Here is a 22099-nt window from a genome sequence, read left to right as displayed (position 1 = left end):
GATTATTATAAGGCAGAAAATAACAACGTTCGCTATGAGTTAGTAGGGTGTTATTTCTGCCATATATGAAGTAGTTATAATTAGCTAAGCTGCTCGTTAAAAAAGGCTAATGTACGTTGCCAAGCAAGTTCTGCGTTAGCTTTATCATAGCGGCTGGTTGAATCGTTGTGAAAACCATGATGTGCGTCTTCGTACATATGCATTTGATAGGGTACGTCATTTGCTTTTAAATCGGCTTCATACTCAGGCCAAGTAGCATTAACGCGCTTATCTAGCTCGCCAAGTTGGATAACTAATGGGGCTTTTATATTTTTTCGTAATTCTTTACTGGCGGGTGTGCCATAAAATGGCACGCCGGCACTTAATAAAGTCGAGTCAACGGCGGCAAGGTAATTTACGATATAGCCACCAAAGCAAAAGCCGACCGCACCTAGTTTGCCATTACTGCGAGGGTGCGATTTTAAAAACTGCGCGGCGGCGACAAAGTCATTTTGAATTTTTTCTTTGTCCATAGTCCGTTGCATTGCTCTACCTTCATCATCATTACCAGGGTAACCACCTAGCACAAACAAGGCATCGGGTGCAAAAGCAATAAACCCGGCTTTTGCTAAGCGTCTCGCCACATCTTTAATATAAGGGTTTAAACCGCGGTTTTCATGGATAACTAAAACCACAGGGCGCTGACCTTCTACATTAGTTGGTTCGACTAAATAACCTTGTCCTGTAGTATGACCGTTTGGTGAATCAAATGTTTGGTATGTTGCTTTGATATCATCATCATTAAAAGACACTTGCTCTGCGAGGGCGTAATTTGGCAATAAAGCTGAAGTCAGTACGGCCATTGAATAGCCAAGCACCGCTAGGCCGCCAAGTTTCTTCATAAAGGTTCGTCTATCCATCATGCCATGGGCATACTCGTCATACCAATCAAAGGCTTCTTGAGGGATATGGTTAGGCTGTGGCTTATTCATGTTCACTCCTTAAAAATTATTTAGCACAGCACATAACATAGCTGAGCCGTTATAAAAAGTATATTAATCTATTGTGAACAAGGAAATAATCGCTGCCAGTATTAATGAGTCACATACATTTAATTAACTTCAGTACCTTGATGCTTAGCTGCTAAGTCATCAAGTTCAGAGCATGTATAATCAAACCCCGTGCCATCAAATTGATAGCCTACTTTTACATCCAAACCACCGTTGAGTAGGGTTGTTTTTACTTTCGCAACATGCCAATCTTTAAGTTCATTTAAAAAGCGATTAGCGACTTGTCCTGACTGAAAACGATAACGTATTTCTGAATTCATATTAACGCTCGACGTTGAAATATTTTTACCACGCAGTTTGTGCATTTAGCTTAATTAGTCAAGTTTTTTATAATTTTATCAATAGAGCATTTCATCTATACGCTAAGTGCGGTATAAGAGCGGTATGAAAACACCTAAACAAATTTTACCGTTAATAGAAGACGGTATCGTTGATGAAGTCATCAGCCAACTAATGAGTGGTAAAGAAGCCTCGGTCTATGTAGTGCGTTGCGGGGAGGCTATTCGCTGCGCCAAAGTTTATAAAGACGTGCAACATAGAAGCTTTAAACAAGCAGCTAAATATCAAGAAGGCCGCAAGGTTCGCAATAGCCGTCGTGGGCGAGCGATGGAAAAAGGTTCGAAATTTGGCCGTAAAGAACAAGAAAGTGTTTGGCAAAATGCGGAAGTTGATGCCTTATTTACGCTGTCTAAAGCGGGGGTAAAAGTCCCCCAACCTTATGGCTGCTACGACGGTGTGTTGATCATGGATTTAGTCACAGATGATGAGGGTGACGTCGCTCCGCGCTTAAATGATGTAAGTATGAGTAAAGAGCAAGCAATTGAAGATCATGCCACTATGGTGCATTACATTCGGTTGATGTTATGTGCTGGTATTGTTCATGGTGACTTATCTGAGTTTAATGTGCTGGTGGACAGCTATGGCCCAGTGATCATTGATTTACCTCAGGCCGTTAATGCTGCTGCAAATAATAATGCCCAAGAAATGTTTTTGCGCGATGTGCGTAATATGCGCCAATATTATGGCCAGTATGCGCCTGAAATTTTAGCGACGCGCTTTGGCGAAGAAATGTGGGCGTTATACCAAGCGGGTGAATTAACACCAGAGACAACCTTGTATGGCGATCTTGAAGAAGACAACTGCGCGGCAGATGTTGATTCTGTGCTTGATGAAATCAAAGCCGCGTTTGAACAAATGCAAGAAAATCAAGAGCGCATAAAAGCGGCTCAAGCACCAGATGAATAAATTAGTTATATTTAAATAAGTCGTCCCATTGTTTATCAAGTTGAACTTTCGCTTGCGGCAAAGGGATCGCTGTAAATTGCTCATCTTGTTTGTTAACTAATTGCATTTTAGTTAATTTTTGCAGTGCATCGCTAATTTCGAAATCGAGTACACAATCATGTTGCTGCTTGAACCACGTTTCTATTTCATCGTCCAACTGGGATGCACTTAACCCTTGCGGTGAGTTGAGTAAAAAGGTGTAAGCAAGTAGAGCTTCTTTCACATCTTCTTCTTGTGCAGCATCGACTAAGGTGTGTAAAACACCCGCATTATTATCTAGATTCTTAAAATACAAATTATCAGACAGTGCTTTCATAAAGCGAATTTTGCGGTTTTTAAATTTGCTCCACTCTTTAAAGATAAAGCTGCCGAATACACCCATACCAATAGCAAAAGTAATAAAGTGCTGTTGGCTCATAGTGACAGCTTCGCTGCGCCAACCAAGCCAAAATGACAGTAATGCAGCTAATAGTAGAATTGATGCACCTAGTTTAGTCACTAACACGACTGCTCCACCCACAAGCGCAGAAGAGGCAATAACGACTTTATCGATAGGGCGCATTTTGACTTCACTATTTGGGAACAGCATCTCTAAATCGGCTTTTGGTACATTCTGAAATAGCTTAACAATGGTTGAGCTGGGCTCAAAAGCAAGAGAAGAGGTTTTTTTTCTAGCAAAATACTCTGCATCCTTGAATCGAATAAAAACAGCTACGCGGTCATAGTTGGTAAATTGGAGTTGCTTTTTTCTTAGTCCCCACCATGAGGTTAAAGTCTCGGTTTTTTGTGATTCGCCGCGACGATAAAACACCACTTCCGCAAAGTCGTCAAACTCGACTGCTAAGCGGACTTTAAATAAAGATTCTTCATTTAACGCGTCTTGTAGATCTTCAGCGGTAATTCTTTCATAGTTAGCCGCATTGAGTATTAACGCAAACTCTTTCGCAAATTCGCGTTGATGTAATGCTTTTTGTTGTGTTGTTAAGTGTCGAATAGGCCGTGTATCGCTGTTAGGATCAAAAGGCGTGTAGTGATATTTTAATGATTCAAGATGAGCATGATATTGATGGTGAATTAAGCTCGATAGCAGGTGACTAAACTGTTTGAATGACTCTGGTTCGGGTCGCAGCTTGGCACATAAGTTAACAATATCGTATTTGGAAAAAGGAATAAATCTATCGTATGCCATTTTATGCGCTATTACATGCTTGTTTATATGACGATAGTAAAAAATATCATTAAATAATGCGAGATAAAATTAATTGTTTACCTGTTAAATTGATGCCGTGTGATTGTGGTATATTTCTTCTCAAAAAGTATACCTAGATGTACAGTAATTTCAGACTATAACTAAGGCCATAAAACCTTTTTATAGGTCTAGGTAAGTAATCATTTTACAAAATGTTGAATTTTATGTGTCTAAAATCCTTAAAAAGGGTGTTTACTCTATTTTTTATTGCGATGATTTCCATCGTGATAACTGGTTATTTGTTGGCTTATAACCAATACGATACTGAGATCCATCCAAATGGTGTGTTTTCAGATGGGATTAATTTAAGCATTGTTATCATTCTATTTTCAATGGTTCAATGTTCGCAATTAGCTAAAAAAACATATTTTTATTTAAGTTTAGGTTTGTGGTGTTGGAGCACTGGGCTTGTTTTTGATTTACTTGACGAAATATTTTTTCAGCCTAGGTGGATTGGTATTTATGCTGAAGATCTGTTTCGTACTTCAGGAATGTTAATTACAGGCTACGGTTTGTATTTAGCATTACAAAATTTGAGCCAAGCACATCATCAACTGTCAAAAGACCTAGTTACAGATGATTTAACACAAGTTGCAAATAGGCGTTATTTTTATCAATGGGCGAGAGAAAACTATGCCCAAAATTATAGTGTTTTTATCATTGATATCGATCACTTTAAATTAATCAATGATGACTTTGGCCATGATGAAGGTGATCGAGTATTAAAGGAGTTTGCAGCAAAGTTTGAGCAAGCATTTAGCACTGAAGGGGTATTTGCACGCATCGGTGGTGAGGAGTTTGCGGTTTTTTACCCGACAACAGAACATTATGAGATAAATAAAGTTGCAAGTGAGTTACTTGTACTTGCAAACACAGTCTTAGTTGCTAAGACTCGTAATTTAAGTGTAAGTATTGGTATTGCAACTAAAGATGATTCGGATAATTTAGATCAAATAATGAAACGTGCAGATCAAGCTCTTTATAAAGCGAAAAATGGCGGTCGAAATCGTTATGAAATAGTTTAACCTATTTACTTAAGGAGTAAGAATGTCTTTTGGCAGTAATGTTAAACAGAAAACACGCCACTTTATAGATTCCAAGCATATGCTTAGTGGCATTACGGTGGCGTCGTTTTTGGAGTCAACCATAGTGCCAATTCCTCTTGAAGCTGTGATGGTGCCACTCATGCAGGCGCGAAGAGAGAAATTGTGGCTTATAGCATTAATGGCCACTCTTGGCTGCATAATTGGCGCCTTATTTGGTTATGCTTTGGGGTATTACTTGTTTGATTTAATTGGTGACTGGGTGATCAATACTTTCTCTAACCCTGAGCAATTTGAAAGCGTAAAACAAAAAATGCAAGCCCAAGGTTTTTGGTTTGTTATGACTTTAGGTATTGTTCCTATCCCATTTCAAATAGCGATGTTGGCTGCTGGAGCAACAAAATACTCCTTGGCTTTATTTTTATTGGCGACAACGCTAGCGCGAGCTATTCGCTATTTTGGCTTAGCTTTAGTGGTTTACTATGCTGGTGATCAAGCAGAGAAGGTAATTAAAAAGCATAAAACCAAAGTCTTAATTGCCCTGACCATACTTGTCTTAGCCGCTTGGTGGTTAAGCACTTTATAAATTTATTGTAAGTTTGTTTGCTGTGTTTTACCGGTTAACAATATTGGGGTAAATGAACGTTGCCATATTGCAGTAAAGGTTTTTTTGAACAAGTATAAAAATAACAATGGCATTAACAGTAATTTGAGTACAAGCAATGATAGTAAATTTAAAAAGTCATTAAATAAGTCTTCAATATTGTCGAGCATGGTTGTCATTCCTTGGCTTACAGCTGCAATGACCTGACTAATTTGACCTTTATTATCACCTGTGAGCTGTTGATTTAACGACTTTAACTCATCTTCAAGGGAGTATTTTTGTTGGTTGAGTTTATCTTGTTTTTGTTTCAGTTGGCTAATTTTATTTTCTTTTAAGTTGATCTGCTGTCGTAAAGGTTGCGCCTGTTCAAGTTCAGTAAAAGTCAGTTTTTCTGTGAAGCTGCGTTGCTGTTGAATGCTCTCTATTTGTTGTTCAAGCTGAGAAAGCTGCAATTTAAGCGTTGTTATTTGTTGATGAATTTGCACTTGCTGTGTGTGCAATAAGGTCAGCTTATCAAGTGTTGTCTGCTTGCGGCTTTGCAGCTGTGCTTTAAACTCATTTGATAACTCAGAGGTGGCATTAGCGGTATTACTAATGGTTGTTGCTTTATCACTGACTTGCATGTTTTGCTGATCAATTTGCGCATCTAAAAATAATTGGCTCATTAGCCCGGTACTTAAAACGATCGCCGGCACTAAAAAGCGAATTAAGATCAATGTATATATAATTTTATCTCGTACCACAGGTAAATAACCACGCCATACACAAATAAAATAACCCGCTAAAACGAAGGTAAATAAAGCGCTAAAAATCACGCCTGATGAGATGGTATAAAGCACGCGCTGAATAAACAATGAGCCAATAGCTAAACGCATTGCATCAGACGTGTATTCAGCTAAATCATTGATAGGATCCAGTAATTGTGCCGGTTGGATGCTTGCAACCCCGATGCCTACTTCGGCCGATTGTAACAATGAGATGGCCGCATTGATAGAACGAGCTGAGGCATACACTATGCCTGATTGTATTAAGGCTTGGTCGATGAAATCGAGAATAAAGTGTTGAAACTGAGGTAACCAAGCTAGTAAAACTAAGCTACTTAGCAATATATACTTAACGACTTGGTGTGAAGAAAAAGGCAAGCGAACCTCTAAATAAATAGCAAGGTGTTATTCACTATAAAGAGAACAACACCCATTGCCAATTATTTATTAATAATTAGCTGTTGTGGAATATCCCAGCTTTGCTGTAATAATTCATTTTGCCATGTTTGTATCGTTACCCAAAGCTTATCATCTTGGCTAATTGTTTCAGGTGCAATCGCATGAGCATGTTGACCGTGATCAGTGCCATGCATTATGCCTTCATCACCTTTAGCAAAAGCAGTCAGTGGCAATGGAGCGGGTCCAATATTTAAGTATGCTTGACGAATAGCGTTAATATCACCTTGATTAAACGCTAAATAAAAATCTTTAACGTATTCGCTGTGGTGTGAATAGGGTTGCTCCATATTTAGGGGCATAGGGGCTATTTTAAATTCGCCAACAGTTTGCTCTTGCCATAAATCAGGAAAGGTCGGATTTAAAGCTTGGTAAATAAACACACAAGGTAAAATCAAAATCAGTGCGTTAAGTACGTATTTTTTTTGTTGCCACCAGGTACTTTGTAAACGAGCCATTAACTTGCCTCCGCTGAATTACTTATAGTTGCTGAACTTGGCTTCTCCGCTTTAACCAGTTTTTTTGAATACATCATAAACCCGGTAATTGACATGCCACTTAAAATAACACCAAAAATAAACCAAATTATCTTGGTCCAGATACCGCCAATTGTGCCGTAATGCAGAGGATCTGCTATGTGTGATAATGTTTGTAACGTGGTCATTGTTTCAGGGCTTTTACTCGCTGCAATTGTGCCAGTCCACGGGTTTACCGAAGTAGAGTATGAGTAATTATCATAAAAAATAGTATCGCCAGCGCCCATGATGTTATACATACCGCGATTATGCTCGGGCAGCATGATATAAGTCGGCTTAAAATCAGCAAATTTATTTTTAGTCAACGCAATCGCACTGTCCAAATCAATTGCTTGGGCATTTGCAGAGCTAGGTAGTTGAGCCTCACTTACTAAAGGCGCATGCTCTTCTATATCAATTTCGTTATGCCACATAATTGATTGAACCAAGTACCAAAGCCCCGTTAAACTCATGATAGCCATAAACCAAATAGACCACACACCACTCACTGTGTGTAAATCTTTTAATAATGTTTTACGGCCCTGGTTGAAGCGAATTTTCGGTTGGCTAAAGGCCCGCCAAAAGTTTTTGTATATGATGAGGCCTGTAATTAATGCTCCGAGGATAACCAATGCCATGGTGCTGACTAGGTAATAACCCACGCTGTAGCCTTCTTGCCATGGAAAGTACAACCAACCATGTAAAGTACGCATAAACTCAATAAACGAGGTGGTTTGGTTTATCGCTTGTACTTCACCTGTGTATTGGTTTACATAGGCTGTTGCGTAAGGTTTATCTGTATCAGTAAAAATGAGTGCGTTGACTAAGTATGGTTCATAACTTACTACACTCATGACATCAGCCGTAGGGTGTTGAGCTTTTAAGCTTGCAATCAATGTTTGCTTAGATTTTTCAGGCAAATTATTAGGATTGGTTGCGCGTGCCTCTGAGTTGGTAAGCCATGTTAACTCATGGCTTATTACCGAAATTGTGCCGGTAATACAAATAAAACAAAATAAAACCCAAATTGGCAGTGAAAACCAGCCATGCAACTGAAACCAAAACCGCTGGCTTACTTTTGCCATGTTAACCCCTGATGTAAATAGTAAGAATTCTCAATGTATTTTGCGATTGTACTATTAAAGATATAAGGAACTCAATTAAGTTTGGTAAATGTTCCTTATACAGGGGGAATTGTATATTAAAAAGCTACTCTTTATTAAGGGTCACTACACGCTGAGGGAATGGTATTTCAATGTCAGCTCCTTGAATTGCATTGTAAACACCACCGTTCACTGCGAGCTTGGTTTCAATAATTTTGGTTGTTGGAACCCAATAGCGATAGCTAATAGTAACGCCACTATCAGCAAAACGTTCAATACCGACTTGTGAGTGGGGGTCATCAGCGACAAGTTCATGTTCTTTTAATACGCTTTCTATTAACTCAATTGCATGCTCAGCACTGGCGTTATAAGCGATGTCTATTTCTCCTTTTACCAACGAATAATTAAAGGAGTTGTGTAGTATTTCACCAACAATATGTTTGTTGGGAATAGTTATTTCGACTTTTTCTTCATTGATAAGTACTGTATGCCCCAGTTCAATAGTTTTTACTTGGCCACTGACATTTTTAACTTCAATTGTGTCGCCAACAATAAATGGGCGTGTTGCTATAATAGCCAGTCCCGCCCCATAATTTGATAGCATACCTTGCAATGCCAAACCTGCACCGAGGGAGGCTGCACCGATTGCCGCAACGAATGGGGTGACGCTGATGCCAATTTTCCCCAATGCGATAATTACCACCATGATGATCAACAAGACTTTGACCACATTACTGACAAAATTAGTGAGCGTAACGTCGATATTGTTGCGGGTCATAATACCGGCAACCATTTTTGATAGTTTTTGTGCTAGCCAAAGACCAAAAATTAAAATGAGTAATGCGCCGACGAGCTGCATACTGTATTTGACCAAGTATTCGCTGATCATTGTGTAGTATTTTTCGACTTGTTCTATTTCTGACTTGATCATCTAAAATCCATGAAGTGATTAATTAAAATGCAATGTAATTAAATTAGTGAATATCATAGCAGAGCTTGCTGTAAAAATGGATAAAGCCAAGGCACGATTAATGCGGTTAACAATGCACTTAAGGCCATTGCAACCGATGCAAACGCACCTATTTTGGGATTTTCACGCAATGCAGCTGCAGTGCCAATTGCGTGACAAGTTGTGCCAATGGCTACGCCCTGAGCTTGGTCATTACCTATGCCCAAAAGCCGAAAAATTATAAAACCAAAGACAGCGCCTAATACTCCAATAAAAATAACCATTGCTGCTGCAAGTGAAGCGATGCCGCCTAATGAGTCCGTTACTAATAGAGTGATTGGTGTGGTCACTGATAAAGCTGCCACCGACGCGGCTAGCTCCGATGGTGCGCAAAAGAATAGACCTAAAAGAGCGCCGACAAAAGTTGCGTTTATAATGCCTGCGGCGCAACTAAGTAAAATCAACAGCGCATTTTTACGAATATGCACAAACTGCTGATATAACGGAATGGCAAGGGCAACAATTGCGGGCTCTAATAAAACACTGAGCACCTGAGTATGCTCAAAGAAAGGTTTATAGGGCAGATCTAAACTCACTAATAATACAGCAATAATAGTTATAGCGAGGAAAACAGGGTTTGTGAGAGATTTTATAATTGGCTTCTCACTATAACCATTCAACCATTTTAGTATTAGAAATAGACCCACGACTGCAAAGGAGCTTAACCACCAATAGTTAATCATGCTGGTCCTTGCTTTTGTAATGGCTAATTATATGGCTAATCAATAATAGACTCGTTAAAGGAATGAGTAACAGTGCCGTCATAAGGAATTGCCAATATTGCTGTATCAATTCTAAATGTTCGATAAATCCTACTCCCGCGGGAATAAAAAATAGTGGCATAAAATTTAACAAAGGAGATGCAAAAGGGGTTACCTGAGCCTCTTTGATAATGCCTGTTAACAATAATGTGACTAATAGCAGCATTCCAAGTAATGGAGCAGGAAAACTGCCGCCCGTTGTATGCATAATTAACTTAGCTATGAATAAGTTGGCTAAAATAATTGCACAACTTAACAGAAACTGGATGCTAGATTTTAATCGTTTTTTTAGTTGAGTCATCGCTTGCTCAGTGATCATATCTGTTACTAAACTTAATCATGTTCTATGGCTTTTCACTATGCGACATATTGCTAAATAATCACCAGCGTTTTTGCTTTGAATACTGGGTGCTTTCGTCGCCTTTTGCTTTCGCTATTGCTTTTTTTGTATTTTTATTGAGGAGTAACCGTATTTGGCTAAACGTTTCTTTGGCAAGGATCTTACGTCTAGGCGTTGTATAGCTTTGTTGAGTAACGCGTTTAATTGCTGCTAAGGTGTCTGGGGAGCGTGTAAGTAAAGTATCTATCATGGCTAAACACGTTTGTAATGGGTCATCACTTAGCTCGGTCACTAAGCCTATTCGTAAAGCATGTTTTGCATCAATTGTAGATGCATGGCTGGCTAACCAAAGAGCTTGGTCGCTTGATATTAAGTTTGGTAATACAACGTTTGCTCCCATATCTGGGCATAATCCCCAACGGGCTTCCATGACTGCGAGTTTCGCATCGTTATGAACGATTCTATAATCTGCCCCAAGAGCTATCTGCATGCCTCCACCAAAGCAATTACCTTGAATAACAGCAAAAACAGGAATACTTAAAGACTGCCAACCTAACACAACTTGTTGTGCCAAATTACAATTGCCCGGTAACCATTTAAACAGCAAGCTAATAATATTCATTGGGCTTTTCATTACCGATGCGACATCAAGGCCTGCACAAAAGTGCGCACCTTGCCCTTTAATAACGACGGCACGCAGGGTGCTACCTTTTTTTATCTGTTTAATTACGTCAGCGAGCTGTTTAAACATGATGAAATTGAGCGCGTTTTGTTTTTCTTCCCTAGCGAAAGTAACAAATGCAATTTGTTGTTGTTTTTCTAATTTAATCATGTCAACTCCTCGGACCTATTTTAGTTTAGCTTACGAATTAAAAGGAGCTATGTAAAGTGATGCTTTTTAACTAAAAAATATACGGCTAATTGTAAGTCCAGCCTACAAAAGATTACAAAGTGGTGTATATTTTTAATGGAACTAATTGTTATCTTAACGCTCAATATTAGCCCCATACATATCAGGCGTTCAGCGCTAACTTAAAATAATCATAAAAGGTAGTGTTAAAAACATTATCGAGGAGAAAAACCATGCTTAAAAGGTTCACGCCAAGCATTATAAGAACTTATATGTCTTTAGTTGCTAAAGGCGTCTTGGGCACAACATTTATTGTCTCATTAGCTGGTTGCTCTGATGATAACGCGACTAAACAGGTTGCTCCTGCACCTGCAGTATCGGTATTTAAAGTTATTTCGCAGCAAGTGGGAGATTATCGCGAATTTGTTGCGCGAACTGAAGCGCATCAAGAAGTTGCTATTCGGGCACGTGTTGAAGGTGAGCTTATTGAGCGTCATTTTGATGAAGGCTCTTATGTTGAGAAAGGTCAGTTACTGCTACGCATTGACCCGTCAGAATACCAATCCTCAGTGGCTGAAATAGAAGCTGATATAAAAAGTAAAATTGCAGGGGCGAATGGCGCTGAGCGTGATTTGAAACGGGGTAGAGAAGTCGCTGAGCAAGGCTTTATCTCGCAATCTGATCTCGACAAATTGATAACCAATTATGACCAAGCTACAGCTGCAGTGAATTCAGCCCAAGCCAGTTTAGAAAAGGCTAAATTAAATTTAAGTTACACTGAAATTCGTGCGCCTTTTGCTGGTCGTATCGGTAAAGTAAATTTTGATGTGGGTAATATTGTTGGGCCATCGTCTAATGAATTAGCAGTGTTAACAGATGTTGATCCTATTTATGTTAACTTTCAAGTGGAGGAAGCTGACTACATTAGCTATCGCCAAAAGCATCAAGACACTAGCAATAACCCTCAAAATGTACCTATCGAGTTAGCATTACGTTTACCAAACAATACTAACTTTGAGTCAAAAGGTCAGCTTGATTTCGCTGACACAAAAATCGACCGCAGTACTGGTACAGTTGAGCTGCGTGCCACATTTGCGAATGAGAAAAGTATTGTGATGCCAGGGTTGTTTGTCACTTTAATCGTTGAGAGTAAAGATAAACAAGAGCAGGCCTTAATCCCACAAGCAGCGGTGCAAGAAAACCAACAAGGCAAATTTGTATTGGTGGTGGGAGATGACAACAAAGTAGCAACACGTATTGTGACACTTGGACGTCGTATTAATGCGATGTGGGTCGTTGAATCTGGTTTACAAAACGGTGAAATGGTCATTGTTGAAGGTTTACAAAAAGTACGTCAGGGTGTTGAAGTTAAACCTGTTGAGAAAAGGGTTGATCATACAACGGGTACTATTTCCAATAAAACAGACTCAGCGAGCTAATAGGAGCGTTCATGATAAGTAAAACGTTTATCGCGCGGCCTAAATTTGCCTTAGTGATCTCAATAGTCATTACCTTAGCGGGTCTGATTTCCATGGGCTTACTACCAGTAAACATGTATCCAGAAATAACACCGCCACAAGTACAAATAACCGCTGTCTACCCTGGTGCAAGTGCGCAAATAGTTGAAGAGTCAGTGATCCGACCCATTGAAGAGCAAGTCAATGGTGTGGAAGACATGATGTATATAGAGTCTAGCTCGACTAATAATGGTACTGCGAACATTACAGTTTATTTTAAAGTGGGCACAGATACCGATATTGCCCAAGTTAATGTGCAAAATAGGGTGGCGTTAGCAGAACCCGGCCTGCCAAATGAAGTAACGCGTCAAGGTGTCTCTGTTAAGAAAAAATCGAGTTCAATGCTGTTGGGGATTAACCTTTACTCTAATCAAGAAAACATTGACGCTATCTTTCTTAGTAACTATGCCACAAATTATTTAACTGAGCCGTTAGGACGAATTGAAGGGGTTGCATCTGCTGAAGTAATGGGGGAGCAGACATATTCAATGCGATTATGGCTGCGTCCAGATAAAATGGCATCTCTTGGCTTAACTGTGACTGAGGTTCAAGCCGCATTACAAGAACAAAATACCATAGTCGCGGCTGGTAAATTAGGTGCGGCGCCATCCTTGCCGAGCCAGCAGTTCGAGTATTCAATACAAGCAAAAGGACGGTTAAAAACCCCGGCTGAATTTGGGCAAACTATTATTCGCGCTAATCAAGACGGCAATTTTGTGCGTTTAAATGATATTGCGCGAATTGAGCTTGGCTCTGCAGATTACAGCACCACGGCTGAATTAAACCAGCAAGATACGGCGTTTGTGGTGATTTATCAGCTAACAGATGCGAACGCTACGCAAGTTGCCAATGATGTAAAAGCAACCATGGCAGAGCTTGCAAAGCAACTCCCTGACGGTGTTGAGTATTCAATTCCTTATGATACTACCGAGTTTATTAATCGCTCTATTGAAGAAGTGGTCGTTACCCTGTTTCAAGCTGTAGGGTTAGTAGTATTAGTGGTGTTTTTATTCCTACAAAACTGGCGCGCAACGCTAATTCCTACTATCGCAATTCCGGTTTCTTTAGTCGGTACCTTTGCTTTTATGATGGCTATGGATTATTCAATTAACTTGATTACTCTGTTTGGCTTGGTATTAGCGATAGGTATAGTGGTTGATGATGCCATTATCGTGATTGAAAATGTGGAGCGAATTTTAAAAGAAGAAAAGCTACCAATCAAAGAAGCAGTAACCAAAGCAATGGAGCAAGTCACAGGGCCTATTATTGCAACGACACTGGTACTATTAGCTGTATTTGTTCCTGTCGGTTTTATGCCGGGGATCACAGGTGAGCTGTATAAACAGTTTTCGGTGACGATTTCATTTGCGGTGCTTATTTCGTCGGTTAATGCTTTAACATTAAGTCCAGCTCTTTGTGCTTTACTATTAAACGAAAAAGCAATGAAACCGATTAAATGGCTCGCCCCCGTTGAGCGTGGTATTACTAGTTCCACTTCCGTTTATAGCAAAGTTATTCATTTTATTCTTAAGCGTGCAGGGAGAATGAGTTTATTTGCGGTCATCTTATTTGTTGCTGCAGCATGGCTTGCGAAAAGTGTTCCGACAGGGTTTGTACCTGCTGAAGATCAGGGCTTTGTATTTGTTGATGTGCAATTACCAGATGCCGCAGCTTCAGGACGCACGCAAAATGTGATGAAAAAAATCGGTGATATAGTTAAAAACGAACCCTCAGCAACTGATTTTATTGCTGTGTCTGGCTTTTCTTTAATTGGTGGAGCAGGGTCAAATAACGCGTTAGGTATTGTTATTTTAAAGGACTGGGAAGAGCGCACAACAGCTGAATTAGGGCTAAAAGCCACGATAGGCCGCCTTATGGGACAGATGTGGGCAATGCCTGATGCCCAAATTATGGTGTTTAACCCGCCGCCAATTCCAGGGCTTGGCACAAGTTCGGGGTTTGAATTTAGGTTACAAGACAGTGAAGGACGTGATCCGACTGAATTGGCACAAGTGCTTAATGGGTTAGTCTATGAAGCTAATCAGCATTCGACGCTCAGCAATGTATATAGTACCTTTCGTGCCAACGTACCACAGTATTTTTTAGAAATAGACCGTAATAAGGCAAAGGCGCAAGGCGTTGCTCTTAGCGATATCTTTATCACCCTGCAAGCACAGTTAGGCTCTTTGTATATTAATGACTTTAATCAATTTAGTCGTACATACAAGGTTATTATGCAGGCTGAAAGTGAGTTCCGCAAAGACCCTGCTGACTTACAACATTATTTTGTCCGCAATGATCAAAGCGATATGGTTCCATTAACAACATTAGCTAAGCTTGAGCCGATACTTGGTCCAACAACTTTGAATCACTTTAATTTGTATCGTAGTGCTAGTATCAGTGGTCAAGCCGCAGCAGGTTTTTCAAGCGGTGATGCGATAGCTGCAATGCAGGAACTCGCGGGACAATTGCCTAGTGGATATACGTTTGAATGGGCAGGCCAATCAAAACAAGAGATTGAAGCAGGTAACATGGCGCCAATCCTCTTTGGCTTAGCGGTTATTTTTGTCTACTTATTTTTAGTTGCACAGTATGAAAGCTGGACGATTCCTTTTTCTGTTATTGCGGCTATACCGCTGGCGATGTTTGGCGCCATGCTAGCGTTATATGTAATTGGTTTAGAGAACAACATATATGCTCAAGTCGGTTTAGTGTTACTGATAGGTATGTCTACTAAAACGGCGATTCTGATCGTTGAGTTTGCCATGGAAGAACGGTTTGCAGGGAAAAGCATTTTTGAAGCCGCACTTAGTGCCGCTAAAATGCGTTTTCGGGCTGTGCTGATGACCGCATTTTCATTTGTATTAGGTGTACTTCCTTTAGTGTTTGCCAGTGGTGCAGGGGCTGCGAGTCGGGTATCGCTAGGTATCACAGTGCTGGCAGGTATGTTAGCGGCAACAATTTTTGGTACTTTGTTAGTGCCACTATTTTATAGTTTAGTACAAACGATGCGTGAAAAAGTAAAAGGGACAGCAAGTCCTGAGTCGTAAAAAGATAGAATGCAGAAAAAAGTCAGGGAAACCTGGCTTTTTTTTGTCAAAAATCTGCTGAGGTTTGATACTATACGGGGATTATCATGTTGAAGGGTTGATGGCAATGACAGGACCACGTTTATACAGCGAAGAAGAAGTGACGCACCAAGCGTACGATATTTTTTTAGAGTTAGCGCCAGATAACTTAACCGAGCAGGATATTGAAGATTTTAATATGCATCGCGAAAACCTTGGCTTTATTGAAGAAGGTGAACCTGATGAGCAATGGCAAGACTTTGTTGCATTAGAAATAGAACCAGAGCACTTTTTACAAGTGCTAGTGGGGCTCGAGTTTGAGAATCAAGATATACTATTTGCTAAAATCCTAATAAGCCGCGATAAAGACGCACCGTTTTGTCATATTCTATGGAAAGATAGCGAATAAAATAATGCAGTGTTTAGGGTTCCTTACTAACATTATTTACCATCAACCAGAGAACCAACAGTGAAGCGTTTTTTACTGTTTTTGTGCTTGTTTATAAGCTACAAAAGTTGGTCGGTTGACCCGTTTGAAGACTTTCATGAGTATGGTCAGCTTTCCGAAGAAGAAATCCATAAAATTCACCAAGGTGAAATGCTCTATGGTGACACCGAGTTTGGTTTTATCGTTAGCCGTGGTAATACAACCTCAACGAGTTTTAAGCTTAGAGGGAACTTATATCAAGATTTAGAAAGTTGGCGAAACCAATTTAAAATCGATACGCTTTATAAACGTGATCGCAATGACACAACAGGCGATGATGAAGTCTCTGCTAACCGTATATTTATATCAGCACAGGGAAACTATAAAGTGGGTGTTAAGAATGCCTCCTTCTTTGTCTATGGTGATTATGAAAATGATGAATTTAGCGGCCTAGCGTTTAAAAGTACACTTGCCACAGGTTATGGTAATCGCTTGTATCAAGGTGTAAAAAATCAAGTGGATTTTGATATAGGACCAGGCTTATACCGCTCAGTTGCGGATGATGATACTGTGCTAGAAATGGATGAAGATGCCACTAAAACGGGTTATTTATTGCGAGTTGCTTTACAGTGGGAGCGTACCGTGTCAAAGCGTACACGGTTTAATCAAGATGTCAGTATAGAACAATCATTATCAGGATTAAATTCGCGGCTAAAGTCAGAAACATCGTTGATCAGCCAAGTTATGGGGGCTGTATCATTAAAGTTTGCCTACCTATATCGATATAATTCAAAGCCAGAAGACGACAAGCTGAAGTATGACTCTGAGCTGAGCGCGACTTTTGTATATAGTTTTTAACCTCTGTAGAGATTTTTATGTATCAACATAAGCAGTACGCTTTATTTATTTTTGTGATCTTGGCTTGGATTGGCAGTTTTGTCGGCCTTGCATGGTATTTAATTGGCGCAGATATGCCATTAATGGTATTTGCTGGGATACTTGTTTTAGTGGGTTTTATTTTCCACGGTTTAACCATTAAAGTTGATAATGAGACTATTGGTTGGGGCTTTGGTCCGGGTTTATTTGGCCAAACGTTAATGCTTGCAGATATTGTAGAAGCAAAACCTGTTGAGAATTCTTTTCGCCATGGTATTGGCTTACGTATCACTCATGATGGCTGGGTTTATACTGTGTCTGGGTTTAGTGCGGTGCAGCTAACGATGAAAGATGGTAGCCAGTATCGCTTAGGTACTAATGATCAAGCGGGGTTACTTAGCGCGCTCGATGGTAAAATTTGTCCGTCAGCAGCAGTTGAGACTGCTTAGAGTTAGCCATAAAAAAAGCGCCGAGGCGCTTTTTTTATATGTTAATCACAATGATTAATGCTCGTGACCGCAGCCACCTTCACCATGGACATGGCCGTGGGCTAATTCATCAGCTGTTGCGTCACGTACTTCAAGAACCTCTACGTCAAATTTTAGCGTAATGCCTGCAAGTGGGTTATTACCGTCGACGATAACTTCTTCATCTTGGATATCGATGATCATAACTGACTGGTCGCCGTCATCAGTGGTTGCTCGAAATTGCATACCTACTTCAATTTCCATACCTTCAAACATCGATTTAGGCACAGCTTGCATTAATTCATCGTGACGTTCGCCATAACCGTTTTCAGGTTCAACAGTAACACTTAGCGTGTCACCAGCTTGCTTACCTTGTAGTGCATCTTCTAGGCCTGGTATTAAATAACCTGTACCAACAATAAAAATGAGTGGCTCGCCATCAAATGAATTATCAATTGAGTTGTTGTCACTATCCGTTACAGAATAATGCATTTTTACCACTTTGTTTGGTGCAATGATCATAGTCATTCCTATTTATTCGTCTTCTAGAGAGTAGGGTAGAGGTTGAATTGCGAGCTCTACCTGCGGTTCATGTTTTACACGTAGTGATTGACTAGGTTCACTGTCGTTTGGCAACACAACAAGGCCATAAAAAGTCTTCGATTGTTTATTGTAGGCTTGGCTAATTAATTTTCCAGCGCGGCGCCAGTTGTCACCCACTTGAGTTTCTAAATCAAGCTCATCAAAGGGACCTTCGCTTGGACCTGAGACAATAAACATAGCACGCTTATTTTTACCTAGATATTTCATGCGAGCGACGGTTTCTTGTCCTGTATAGCAGCCTTTGCGAAAGCTAATACCGCCAATGGCGTGCAAATTGACCATTTGCGGCACGTACTCACCAATTGCGGCTTGGTTAAGTGCTGGCTCACCGGCTAAAATTGCATGCTGTTGCCAAAGGGCATCATCGTCTAAGCAAGTAATACTTTCAGGTAAAGAGAAATCGCTATCGACCATTAATAAAATACGATCTTTAGCTAATTTTAGTGCTTTACCACCGCTAAAGTCACAGGCTGTTGCTGGTTCTACAAATTTAATTCCTAGCTTGTTTTGTACTGTTGTTAGGTCGTCGCCTAATATGCCGACTAACTGTAAAGGTGATTGCTGGATCTCGACTTTAGAAAAGACTGCATACTTTTTTAATTCAGCTAAAGATTGCTCTACTTCATGTGCTGTGGCCGCAAGATAGTAACTATCTTGATGAGAAAATAACTTAGCGACACTCCAAAGCTTTCCTTTCGCATTACAGTGACCTGCCCACAAAAAGTTGTCGTGTTTGAGCAGATTTAAATCCTGTGTAATTTGGCCATGAAGGTAAGCGAGTTTATCAACACCACTTATACTGATCAGCTTATGTGATAAAGGACATGCATATACAGTTGACATAAAAACCTTCTTTGCGAGAAATTGAGATGCTTATGATAACGTAGTTGATGCTATGGGTATAGATGCAAGCAAATGATATGTCGGCACCTTGAAAATAATTTAATACGCTATTTATAGCTGTTTATTCACAGGCAATTTGGTAAACTCAACGGCAACTTAGTACGAGGTAGAAAATGACTGAAATTCATAGTAAAGCACGTATTCGTTGGGCATGTCGTCGTGGTATGTTAGAGCTTGATGTATTGTTTATGCCATTTGTTGAAGAAGCGTTTGACTCATTATCAGCACAACAACAAGCAGTCTTTCAGCGTTTATTAGAAGCAGATGACCCTGACTTGTTTGCGTGGTTTATGGGCCATCAAGAGTGCCAAGACCCTGAGCTTAGGCAAATGGTTAAGCTAATTTTAGACCGAGTTCGTGTATAGATTTAGGCTAACGGATAACAAAGCAGATCACACTCCTTTAGTGGTCTGTTTTAGCTTGTTTGTAGTTTGCTTTACCCCCTTCCTTAGCACTTCCTTTATGCAGTTTCTTTGTATCCTCTTTACAGGTATGACTGGCTATTTGTGCTGGCGCTGGTTTAGGCGCGCACACCCACTACAAGGCACATTTGTGCTTGACGGCACAAACTGTCACTTTATTAATGCTGAGCAGGAAATAAATGGGATGATAAGTAGTCGCAGCCGAGCTTATCAACACTGTATTTGGTTAAACCTTATAGGTTTTAGCCAAGCCCAGTGGCTTATAATAAATGCCAATGGGCTTGATGAAGAAAGCTTTATTAGGTTAAAGCGGGCAGTATTGGCAAGCGCTAAGCGTTAGTAGGGGTTAGTATAGTTGGCTTAGGGTTGTCATTTTGCGCTGGGTAATCAATGGTGTAATGCAGGCCTCGGCTTTCTTTTCGCTCCATCGCGCTACGTATGATTAACTCCGCAACTTGTACTAAATTACGTAACTCGAGTAAATTATTCGTCACTCTAAAGTTGGCATAATAATCGTGAATCTCTTGTTGTAATAATTCAACACGATGTAATGCTCGCTCTAAACGCTTTGTTGAGCGAACAATCCCTACATAATCCCACATAAATAAGCGTAATTCATGCCAGTTATGCGTTATAACAACTTCTTCATCTGAGTTAGTGACACGGCTTTCATCCCACTGGGGTAAAATTTGTTGTGGCGGGCTACTAGCAAGTTTTGCAAGAATATCTTTTGCTGCTGCGTGAGCAAATACAATACACTCAAGCAATGAGTTACTCGCCATTCGGTTTGCGCCATGTAAACCTGTGTAAGCAACTTCACCTACCGCGTATAGATTGTCTAAATCGGTTTTTCCATTAAAGTCGGTCATTACCCCGCCACAAGTATAGTGAGCGGCAGGCACGACAGGTATTGGCTCTTTAGTAATGTCTAAACCAACACTTAAACACTTTGCGTAAATGGTCGGGAAATGCTCAATGATAAAATCTTTATCTTTATGGCTTATATCTAAATAAACACAGTTTGCACCGAGGCGTTTCATTTCAAAGTCGATTGCGCGGGCTACTATATCGCGGGGTGCAAGTTCTTCGCGCTCATCAAAGTCTTTCATAAAGCGGGTGCCGTCAGGGCGTTTTAAATAGGCACCTTCGCCACGCATGGCTTCTGTGATCAGAAAGTTCTGCAATTCCGGATGGTATAAGCTGGTTGGGTGAAACTGGTTAAACTCCATGTTCGCAACTTTACAGCCGGCACGCCACGCCATGGCTATGCCATCGCCACTGGAAACATCGGGATTTGACGTGTAAAGGTATACTTTACTCGCGCCACCAGTCGCTAAAGCAACAAATTTAGCAGCAATGGTTTCAACCCGTTTTTCTCGGCGGTTCCACATATAGATGCCATGGATATGAGATCCAGATTTACCTAGTTTTTTATCCCCAATTAAGTCAATAGCATTGTATTGCTCAAGTAAAGTGATGTCAGGGTGAGCTTGTACTTGGCTGATCAAGGTTGTTTGCACAGCACGCCCGGTTGCATCTGCTGCATGCAAAATACGGCGGTGGCTATGTCCGCCTTCACGGGTTAAATGAAAGCGCTCTTTACCTTTGCTATCAAACTCCATATCAAATGGCACGCCTTGTTCAATAAGCCAATTTAAACACTCGGGCGCATTGCTTGCAGTATAATGCACGACTTCACGGTCGCATAAACCACCACCGGCATCTAGGGTATCCTGCACATGGGATTCAATGCTGTCATTCTTTTTGTCGAACACGGCTGCAATGCCGCCTTGCGCATAAAGAGTGGAACCTTCTTTTAATTCACCTTTACTAATTACAGTAACTTTACAATGATTAGCTAATGAAAGTGCCAAAGAAAGTCCAGCAGCGCCGCTACCAATTATAGCAACATCTGTGGTGTGGTGTTTATTTTGGTTCATGTCCGTGGTCTTTGCGGTTACAATGCTCTAGGATACTAATTAAAGTAATTGGTACGAGCAATCAATATTATTGTGATAAGCGTATATGTATCATATTTTTACACTACACTATTAGTGATTTTCAACTTTTAGATATTTATTTACACGCTTTTTTATAAAAAAATAATATTAAATGAACTTTTCATTCATGCCTCAGTCAGAGTATTTGTAAACAATGGCTAAGATATGAATAACAAGTAATAACTAGATATAGGAGTACCGGCTCGAATGAGCGAGCAGGATTTAGATTTAGCGCTAGTAAAAAGGGTTCAGCAAGGTGATAAAAATGCCTTCAATCTATTAGTAAAGAAGTATCAGAATAAAATAGCCGGTTTGATTTCTCGTTACGTATCAAACCAAGGTGATATTGCTGATGTTGCGCAAGAGGCTTTTATTAAAGCATATCGTGCACTTCCTAACTTTCGTGGAGATAGCGCCTTTTATACTTGGTTATACCGTATCGCTGTTAATTGTGCTAAAAATTACTTAGTGGCTCAGGGCCGCAAACCGCCAGCAAATGATGTAGACGCTGATGAGGCTGAGTTTTATGACGGCGCGGATGCTATGCGTTCTAATGCATCCCCTGAGAATTTATTATTAAGCGACGAAGTTCGCGCTGTAATTTTTAACACGATTGATAGTTTGCCTGAAGATCTTAAAACCGCGATAACCTTACGAGAAATCGAAGGGATGAGCTATGAAGAAATAGCCGTGGTAATGGATTGCCCAGTCGGGACGGTACGTTCGCGTATTTTCCGTGCCCGTGAAGCAATTGATAACAAATTAAACCCATTAATAGGCGAGTCTTAA

The 22099-nt window shown here is 40.2% G+C and carries 24 protein-coding genes; 11 read left to right on the top strand and 13 right to left on the bottom strand.

What is annotated here, in order from left to right; all coding sequences use genetic code 11:
- Positions 1-80: 80 nt before the first annotated feature.
- Both NQT69_RS08260 and NQT69_RS08255 read right to left on the bottom strand, forming a co-directional pair.
- A complete protein-coding gene (locus tag NQT69_RS08260; protein WP_256827168.1) occupies positions 81-971 on the bottom strand; it encodes a dienelactone hydrolase family protein in 891 nt (296 codons plus the stop codon).
- A gap of 119 nt (positions 972-1090) precedes the next feature.
- The gene (locus NQT69_RS08255) at positions 1091-1309 is read right to left on the bottom strand and encodes a hypothetical protein (RefSeq protein ID WP_256827167.1); all 219 of its coding nucleotides are present in this window, start codon (positions 1307-1309) and stop codon (positions 1091-1093) included.
- 124 nt (positions 1310-1433) lie between these two features.
- On the opposite strand from NQT69_RS08255, the gene NQT69_RS08250 reads away from it, so the two are divergent.
- Positions 1434-2294, top strand: coding sequence for a PA4780 family RIO1-like protein kinase (locus tag NQT69_RS08250; protein ID WP_256827165.1), 861 nt, complete (start codon positions 1434-1436; stop codon positions 2292-2294).
- 1 nt (position 2295) lies between these two features.
- Here NQT69_RS08250 and NQT69_RS08245 read toward each other — a convergent pair whose 3' ends face one another.
- The gene (locus tag NQT69_RS08245) at positions 2296-3522 is read right to left on the bottom strand and encodes a TMEM143 family protein (RefSeq protein ID WP_256827164.1); all 1227 of its coding nucleotides are present in this window, start codon (positions 3520-3522) and stop codon (positions 2296-2298) included.
- A gap of 284 nt (positions 3523-3806) precedes the next feature.
- Between NQT69_RS08245 and NQT69_RS08240 the strand changes: the two genes are divergently transcribed.
- A complete protein-coding gene (locus tag NQT69_RS08240) occupies positions 3807-4607 on the top strand; it encodes a GGDEF domain-containing protein (protein ID WP_256827163.1) in 801 nt (266 codons plus the stop codon).
- 22 nt (positions 4608-4629) lie between these two features.
- The gene (locus NQT69_RS08235) at positions 4630-5211 is read left to right on the top strand and encodes a YqaA family protein (protein WP_256827162.1); all 582 of its coding nucleotides are present in this window, start codon (positions 4630-4632) and stop codon (positions 5209-5211) included.
- A 2-nt stretch (positions 5212-5213) separates the two neighbouring features.
- Here NQT69_RS08235 and NQT69_RS08230 read toward each other — a convergent pair whose 3' ends face one another.
- From NQT69_RS08230 to NQT69_RS08200, 7 genes are all read right to left on the bottom strand, one after another.
- A complete protein-coding gene (locus NQT69_RS08230) occupies positions 5214-6371 on the bottom strand; it encodes a hypothetical protein (RefSeq protein WP_256827161.1) in 1158 nt (385 codons plus the stop codon).
- A gap of 62 nt (positions 6372-6433) precedes the next feature.
- Positions 6434-6907, bottom strand: coding sequence for a hypothetical protein (locus tag NQT69_RS08225; protein WP_256827160.1), 474 nt, complete (start codon positions 6905-6907; stop codon positions 6434-6436).
- On the bottom strand, positions 6907-8049 hold the full coding sequence (locus tag NQT69_RS08220; RefSeq protein ID WP_256827159.1) for a PepSY-associated TM helix domain-containing protein: 1143 nt from the start codon (positions 8047-8049) through the stop codon (positions 6907-6909). Before NQT69_RS08220 ends, NQT69_RS08225 begins: the two co-directional genes overlap by 1 nt.
- 124 nt (positions 8050-8173) lie before the next feature.
- A complete protein-coding gene (locus NQT69_RS08215) occupies positions 8174-8998 on the bottom strand; it encodes a mechanosensitive ion channel family protein (RefSeq protein WP_256827158.1) in 825 nt (274 codons plus the stop codon).
- Positions 8999-9051: 53 nt separating this feature from the next.
- A complete protein-coding gene (locus tag NQT69_RS08210) occupies positions 9052-9759 on the bottom strand; it encodes an LrgB family protein (RefSeq protein WP_256827157.1) in 708 nt (235 codons plus the stop codon).
- Positions 9752-10105 (bottom strand): CidA/LrgA family protein, encoded by a 354-nt coding sequence (locus tag NQT69_RS08205; RefSeq protein ID WP_256827436.1) that lies wholly within the window; start codon positions 10103-10105, stop codon positions 9752-9754. Before NQT69_RS08205 ends, NQT69_RS08210 begins: the two co-directional genes overlap by 8 nt.
- Positions 10106-10217: 112 nt before the next feature.
- On the bottom strand, positions 10218-11009 hold the full coding sequence (locus NQT69_RS08200) for a crotonase/enoyl-CoA hydratase family protein (RefSeq protein WP_256827156.1): 792 nt from the start codon (positions 11007-11009) through the stop codon (positions 10218-10220).
- Positions 11010-11299: 290 nt separating this feature from the next.
- On the opposite strand from NQT69_RS08200, the gene NQT69_RS08195 reads away from it, so the two are divergent.
- The 5 genes from NQT69_RS08195 (at position 11300) to NQT69_RS08175 (ending at position 17364) form a co-directional block, all read left to right on the top strand.
- The gene (locus NQT69_RS08195) at positions 11300-12466 is read left to right on the top strand and encodes an efflux RND transporter periplasmic adaptor subunit (protein ID WP_256827155.1); all 1167 of its coding nucleotides are present in this window, start codon (positions 11300-11302) and stop codon (positions 12464-12466) included.
- 11 nt (positions 12467-12477) lie between these two features.
- A complete protein-coding gene (locus NQT69_RS08190) occupies positions 12478-15594 on the top strand; it encodes an efflux RND transporter permease subunit (RefSeq protein ID WP_256827154.1) in 3117 nt (1038 codons plus the stop codon).
- Between the two features lie 106 nt (positions 15595-15700).
- Positions 15701-16021, top strand: a complete 321-nt coding sequence (locus NQT69_RS08185; RefSeq protein WP_256827153.1) for an HI1450 family dsDNA-mimic protein — start codon at positions 15701-15703, stop codon at positions 16019-16021.
- A gap of 60 nt (positions 16022-16081) precedes the next feature.
- Entirely contained in the window at positions 16082-16897 is an 816-nt protein-coding gene (locus NQT69_RS08180; protein ID WP_256827152.1) for a DUF481 domain-containing protein, read from the top strand.
- A 17-nt stretch (positions 16898-16914) separates the two neighbouring features.
- Positions 16915-17364, top strand: coding sequence for a hypothetical protein (locus NQT69_RS08175; protein WP_256827151.1), 450 nt, complete (start codon positions 16915-16917; stop codon positions 17362-17364).
- 54 nt (positions 17365-17418) lie between these two features.
- Here the strand turns inward: NQT69_RS08175 and NQT69_RS08170 are convergent, their stop codons facing one another.
- Complete coding sequence (locus NQT69_RS08170) at positions 17419-17904, bottom strand: FKBP-type peptidyl-prolyl cis-trans isomerase (protein WP_256827150.1); 486 nt, start codon at positions 17902-17904, stop codon at positions 17419-17421.
- A 12-nt stretch (positions 17905-17916) separates the two neighbouring features.
- Positions 17917-18828, bottom strand: a complete 912-nt coding sequence (ygfZ, locus tag NQT69_RS08165; protein ID WP_256827149.1) for a CAF17-like 4Fe-4S cluster assembly/insertion protein YgfZ — start codon at positions 18826-18828, stop codon at positions 17917-17919.
- Positions 18829-19001: 173 nt separating this feature from the next.
- Here ygfZ and NQT69_RS08160 point away from each other — a divergent pair, with 173 nt between their 5' ends.
- Positions 19002-19253 carry an FAD assembly factor SdhE gene (locus NQT69_RS08160; RefSeq protein ID WP_256827148.1) on the top strand — a complete coding sequence of 84 codons (252 nt, stop codon included), beginning with the start codon at positions 19002-19004 and terminating at the stop codon, positions 19251-19253.
- Positions 19254-19350: 97 nt separating this feature from the next.
- Positions 19351-19650 carry a hypothetical protein gene (locus NQT69_RS08155; RefSeq protein WP_256827147.1) on the top strand — a complete coding sequence of 100 codons (300 nt, stop codon included), beginning with the start codon at positions 19351-19353 and terminating at the stop codon, positions 19648-19650.
- On the opposite strand, the gene nadB is transcribed toward NQT69_RS08155, so the two are convergent.
- On the bottom strand, positions 19640-21250 hold the full coding sequence (gene nadB / locus NQT69_RS08150) for an L-aspartate oxidase (protein WP_256827146.1): 1611 nt from the start codon (positions 21248-21250) through the stop codon (positions 19640-19642). The two genes, NQT69_RS08155 and nadB, sit on opposite strands and share 11 nt — an antisense overlap.
- A gap of 267 nt (positions 21251-21517) precedes the next feature.
- Between nadB and rpoE the strand changes: the two genes are divergently transcribed.
- On the top strand, positions 21518-22099 hold the full coding sequence (gene rpoE / locus NQT69_RS08145) for an RNA polymerase sigma factor RpoE (protein WP_087531983.1): 582 nt from the start codon (positions 21518-21520) through the stop codon (positions 22097-22099).

Source organism: Pseudoalteromonas shioyasakiensis, assembly GCF_024518675.1.
Lineage (GTDB): Bacteria > Pseudomonadota > Gammaproteobacteria > Enterobacterales > Alteromonadaceae > Pseudoalteromonas > Pseudoalteromonas shioyasakiensis_B.
This window is presented reverse-complemented; position numbering and strand designations above follow the sequence as displayed.

Bases quoted from the DNA above. Each gene is read 5' to 3' on its own strand.
- ygfZ (WP_256827149.1), bottom strand. From the start codon at position 18,828: ATGTCAACTGTATATGCATGTCCTTTATCACATAAGCTGATCAGTATA.
- NQT69_RS08170 (WP_256827150.1), bottom strand. From the start codon at position 17,904: ATGATCATTGCACCAAACAAAGTGGTAAAAATGCATTATTCTGTAACG.
- NQT69_RS08185 (WP_256827153.1), top strand. From the start codon at position 15,701: ATGACAGGACCACGTTTATACAGCGAAGAAGAAGTGACGCACCAAGCG.
- NQT69_RS08155 (WP_256827147.1), top strand. From the start codon at position 19,351: ATGCAGTTTCTTTGTATCCTCTTTACAGGTATGACTGGCTATTTGTGC.
- NQT69_RS08225 (WP_256827160.1), bottom strand. From the start codon at position 6,907: ATGGCTCGTTTACAAAGTACCTGGTGGCAACAAAAAAAATACGTACTT.
- NQT69_RS08175 (WP_256827151.1), top strand. From the start codon at position 16,915: ATGTATCAACATAAGCAGTACGCTTTATTTATTTTTGTGATCTTGGCT.
- NQT69_RS08245 (WP_256827164.1), bottom strand. From the start codon at position 3,522: ATGGCATACGATAGATTTATTCCTTTTTCCAAATACGATATTGTTAAC.
- NQT69_RS08160 (WP_256827148.1), top strand. From the start codon at position 19,002: ATGACTGAAATTCATAGTAAAGCACGTATTCGTTGGGCATGTCGTCGT.
- NQT69_RS08235 (WP_256827162.1), top strand. From the start codon at position 4,630: ATGTCTTTTGGCAGTAATGTTAAACAGAAAACACGCCACTTTATAGAT.
- nadB (WP_256827146.1), bottom strand. From the start codon at position 21,250: ATGAACCAAAATAAACACCACACCACAGATGTTGCTATAATTGGTAGC.
- NQT69_RS08200 (WP_256827156.1), bottom strand. From the start codon at position 11,009: ATGATTAAATTAGAAAAACAACAACAAATTGCATTTGTTACTTTCGCT.
- NQT69_RS08250 (WP_256827165.1), top strand. From the start codon at position 1,434: ATGAAAACACCTAAACAAATTTTACCGTTAATAGAAGACGGTATCGTT.
- NQT69_RS08215 (WP_256827158.1), bottom strand. From the start codon at position 8,998: ATGATCAAGTCAGAAATAGAACAAGTCGAAAAATACTACACAATGATC.
- NQT69_RS08190 (WP_256827154.1), top strand. From the start codon at position 12,478: ATGATAAGTAAAACGTTTATCGCGCGGCCTAAATTTGCCTTAGTGATC.
- NQT69_RS08260 (WP_256827168.1), bottom strand. From the start codon at position 971: ATGAATAAGCCACAGCCTAACCATATCCCTCAAGAAGCCTTTGATTGG.
- NQT69_RS08220 (WP_256827159.1), bottom strand. From the start codon at position 8,049: ATGGCAAAAGTAAGCCAGCGGTTTTGGTTTCAGTTGCATGGCTGGTTT.
- rpoE (WP_087531983.1), top strand. From the start codon at position 21,518: ATGAGCGAGCAGGATTTAGATTTAGCGCTAGTAAAAAGGGTTCAGCAA.
- NQT69_RS08255 (WP_256827167.1), bottom strand. From the start codon at position 1,309: ATGAATTCAGAAATACGTTATCGTTTTCAGTCAGGACAAGTCGCTAAT.
- NQT69_RS08195 (WP_256827155.1), top strand. From the start codon at position 11,300: ATGTCTTTAGTTGCTAAAGGCGTCTTGGGCACAACATTTATTGTCTCA.
- NQT69_RS08210 (WP_256827157.1), bottom strand. From the start codon at position 9,759: ATGATTAACTATTGGTGGTTAAGCTCCTTTGCAGTCGTGGGTCTATTT.